4 protein-coding genes and 1 pseudogene are annotated in these 3,738 nt (G+C 78.0%); 4 read left to right on the top strand and 1 reads right to left on the bottom strand.

Annotated features, from left to right (window positions below; translation table 11 throughout):
- Positions 1-919: pseudogene (locus ACYVJ4_RS18095) on the top strand (primosome assembly protein PriA); the annotation flags it as partial.
- A 28-nt stretch (positions 920-947) separates the two neighbouring features.
- Here ACYVJ4_RS18095 and ACYVJ4_RS18090 read toward each other — a convergent pair.
- Entirely contained in the window at positions 948-1,169 is a 222-nt protein-coding gene (locus ACYVJ4_RS18090) for a hypothetical protein (RefSeq protein ID WP_460461472.1), read from the bottom strand.
- A gap of 71 nt (positions 1,170-1,240) precedes the next feature.
- On the opposite strand from ACYVJ4_RS18090, the gene def reads away from it, so the two are divergent.
- The 3 genes from def to ACYVJ4_RS18075 all read left to right on the top strand — a co-directional run.
- Positions 1,241-1,786, top strand: coding sequence for a peptide deformylase (def, locus tag ACYVJ4_RS18085; RefSeq protein WP_460461471.1), 546 nt, complete (start codon positions 1,241-1,243; stop codon positions 1,784-1,786).
- A gap of 3 nt (positions 1,787-1,789) precedes the next feature.
- Positions 1,790-2,731 carry a methionyl-tRNA formyltransferase gene (fmt, locus tag ACYVJ4_RS18080; RefSeq protein ID WP_460461470.1) on the top strand — a complete coding sequence of 314 codons (942 nt, stop codon included), beginning with the start codon at positions 1,790-1,792 and terminating at the stop codon, positions 2,729-2,731.
- On the top strand, positions 2,728-3,738 hold a 1,011-nt coding region (locus tag ACYVJ4_RS18075; RefSeq protein WP_460461469.1), incomplete at its 3' end, for a transcription antitermination factor NusB. The genes fmt and ACYVJ4_RS18075, both read left to right, overlap by 4 nt.

Here is a 3,738-nt window from a genome sequence, read left to right as displayed (position 1 = left end):
CTGGCGCACGGCGGCCCGCGCGCTCGAGCAGGCCCCCGTGCTCGTGCAGGTGCCGCGGCGCGGCTACGTCCCGGCGCTGGCCTGCCAGCACTGCCGCACCCCGGCTCGCTGTGCCCGGTGCCGCGGCCCGCTCGCCATCGCCGCGGGCGGCGGGCCGCCGTCCTGCCGCTGGTGCGGCGTCGTGGCGGCCTCGTGGACCTGCCCCGAGTGCGGTGACCGGCGGCTGCGCTCGGTGGTCGTCGGCTCGCGGCGCACGGCCGAGGAGCTCGGTCGGGCGTTCCCCGGAGTGCCGGTGGTCACCAGCGGTGGCGGTGCGGTGGTCGCGTCGGTACCGGCCCGCCCCGCGCTGGTCGTGGCGACGCCGGGCGCCGAGCCTGTGGCCGAGGGAGGGTACGGCGCCGCGCTGCTGCTCGACGCCTGGGCGCTGCTCGGCCGCAGCGACCTGCGGGCGGGGGAGGAGGCCCTACGACGGTGGTCGGGCGCCGCCGGTCTCGTGCGGGGCGCTTCCGCAGGCGGCTCGGTCGTCCTGGTCGCCCCGGCCGGGCTGCCGCCGGTCGAGGCGCTGGTGCGCTGGGCTCCCACCTGGCACAGCGCGCGCGAGCTCGAGGCCCGGCAGGCGCTCGGCTTCCCGCCGGCCACGGCGGTCGCCACCCTCACCGGCCCGGCCGCCGCGGTCGAGGAGCTGCTGCAGGCGACGGCTCCGCCGGCGGACGTCGAGGTGCTGGGTCCGGTGCCGGTGCCCGAGCCGGCCCGGACGGCGCGGCCCGCCGAAGAGCCGGCGGTGCCGCTGCTGCTGCGCACCGCCCCTGCCCGCCGCGAGGCGCTGGCCCGGGCCCTGCAGGGCGCGGCCGCCGTCCGCAGCGCGCGCAAGCGACCGGGCTCGGTGCGGGTGCAGGTCGACCCGCTCGACCTGGTGTGAGCCGGGCAGCGAGCCGGTCGAGCCGTGCTCAGCCCAGCGGCGGGGCGGGGCAGTACATGCGGCGCCGACCGGCGTCCTCGACCCAGGTGTGCTCCGCCATCGGGTGCCCGCACACCGGGCAGGCGAACTGCGGGTCGGGCTGACCGGTGGGCGGCTGCTGCTGCGAGCCCAGCTGCGCCGGACCGAGGAACCGGAAGAGGAACGCGTAGACCCGGGCGCCCAACCACTGCCGCTGCTCGCCGTCGGCCACGTGACCAGTCTCCCACCGGCCGCCGACTAGACTGGAGCGCCCCCACCGCCCCGCACCACGAAGGACCTCCCGTGTCGATCCAGGACATCCGGCTCTTCGGCGACCCGGTCCTGCGCACGCCCGCCGCCGAGGTCACCGACTTCGACAAGGAGCTGCGCCAGCTGGTCAAGGACCTCACCGACACGATGCTCGACGCGCCCGGCGCCGGGCTGGCAGCCCCGCAGATCGGTGTCGGCCTGCGGGTGTTCACGTACTGGGTGGACGACGTCCTGGGGCACCTGGTCAACCCGCGGCTCGACCTGTCCGAGGAGCTGCAGGAGGGCGAGGAGGGCTGCCTGTCCTTCCCCGGCCTGGCCTTCGAGACACCCCGGGCGCTCCGCGTCGTCGCCAAGGGGCAGGACATGCACGGCGAGCCGGTGGTGCTCGAGGGCAGCGAGCTGATGGCGCGGTGCATCCAGCACGAGACCGACCACCTCGACGGCGTGCTGTTCATCGACCGCATGGACCGCGAGCAGCGCAAGCTCGCCATGAAGGCGATCCGCGAGGCCGAGTGGGCCGGTGGCGGCGTCCCGGCCGTGAAGCTGAGCCCGCACGCGACCTTCGGCAAGGCGCTGTAGGGCGTGCGTCTCGTCTTCGCCGGCACCCCCGAGGTCGCGGTCCCGTCGCTGCGGGCGCTGCTCGCGTCGTCCCACGAGGTCGTCGCGGTCGTGACCCGTCCCGACGCCCCGGCCGGTCGCGGACGTCGGCTGGTGGCCTCCCCGGTCGCCGAGGTCGCGTCCGAGGCGGGGCTGGAGGTGCTGCGCCCGGCCAAGCCGTCCGACCCGGAGTTCGTGGCACGGCTGCGAGAGCTCGCGCCCGACTGCGCGCCTGTCGTCGCGTACGGCGCGCTCGTGCCGCGGCCCGTGCTCGACGTCCCGGCGCACGGCTGGGTGAACCTGCACTTCTCGCTGCTGCCCGCCTGGCGCGGGGCTGCGCCGGTGCAGCACGCGATCATGGCCGGCGACGCCGTCACCGGGGCCAGCACGTTCCGGCTCGAGAAGGGGCTCGACACCGGCCCGGTCTTCGGCGTCATGACCGAGACCATCCGCCCGGACGACACCAGCGGGGCGCTGCTCGGCCGGCTCGCCGAGGCGGGGGCCGGGCTGCTCGTCGCGACCCTGGACGGCATCGCCGACGGCTCGCTCGAAGCACGGCCCCAACCCGCCGAGGGCGTCAGCCTCGCGCCCAAGGTGGACGTCGCGCACGCCCGGGTCGACTGGACCGCACCGTCCGCCCGAGTCGACCGTCTCGTGCGCGGCTGCACCCCCGCACCCGGTGCCTGGACGACGGTCGGCGGGCAGCGGCTCAAGCTCGGGCCGGTCGAGGTCTCGCCCGCGGCCGCCGACGGCCCGCTGGCGCCCGGAGAGCTGCAGGTCGGCCGGCGCGACGTCCACGTCGGCACCGGCACCGACCCGGTGCGGCTCACCACCGTCCAGCCGCCCGGCAAGAAGCCGATGCCGGCCGCGGACTGGGCGCGGGGTGCCCGCGCCGCCACGGGCGACCGGCTCGGGGACGACGCATGAGCGAGCGCCGACCGCCGCAGCGGCGCTCGGCCCAGCGCCCGTCCGAGCGCACCCGACGCGCCGACCAGGCCCGGCTGGCCGCGTTCGACACCCTGCGCGCCGTCGCCGAGGACGACGCCTACGCCAACCTCGTGCTCCCGCGCCTGCTGCGCGAGCGCCGCGTCGTCGGCCGGGACGCCGCCTTCGCCACCGAGCTCGCGTACGGGGCGCTTCGCCTGCAGGGCCTGCACGACGCGGTGCTGGGTGCGAGCGTCGACCGCCCGCTCGCCGACCTCGACCCCGGCCTCCTGGACGCGCTGCGCCTGGGGGCGCACCAGTTGCTGGCCATGCGCGTGCCGCCGCACGCCGCCGTCAGCGAGACCGTCGCGCTGGTGCGCCACCGGGTCGGGCACGGCCCCGGCGGCCTGGCCAACGCGGTGCTGCGCCGGGTGGGCGAGCGCGACCTCGAGTCCTGGGTCGCGCAGGTGGCCCCCGACCCGACCACCGACCTGCTCGGGCACCTCGCCGTCCGGCACAGCCACCCGCTGTGGGTCGTGCGGGCGCTGCGCGAGGCGCTCGCCGGGCGCGGCGTGCCGGGCGACCGGCTGGACGACGAGCTCGCCGCCCTGCTCGCGGCCGACAACGCCGCTCCCGAGGTGGCGCTCGTGGCGCGCCCCGGGCTCGCGACCGTCGAGGAGCTCGTGGCCGCTGGGGCCCGGCCCGGCCGCTGGGCGGCGCACGCCGCGCGGTGGACCAGCGGCGACCCGGGATCCGTGGCTGCCGTGCGCGAGGGACGGGCCGGCGTCCAGGACGAGGGCAGCCAGCTCGTCGCGCAGGCGCTGGCCGACGTCCCGGTCGAGGGCCGTGACGAGCGGTGGCTCGACCTGTGCGCCGGGCCGGGCGGCAAGGCGGCGCTGCTCGGCGCGCTGGCCACGGCGCGCGGCGGCCGGCTGGTCGCGGTCGAGCAGGCCGCCCACCGCGCCGAGCTGGTTCGCTCCGCGGTGGCAGCCCTCGGCGACGCCGTCGAG

Source organism: Angustibacter peucedani (genome assembly GCF_054779595.1).
The sequence above is the reverse complement of the archived record's forward strand: the minus strand, read 5'-3'. Positions and strand labels throughout refer to the sequence as shown.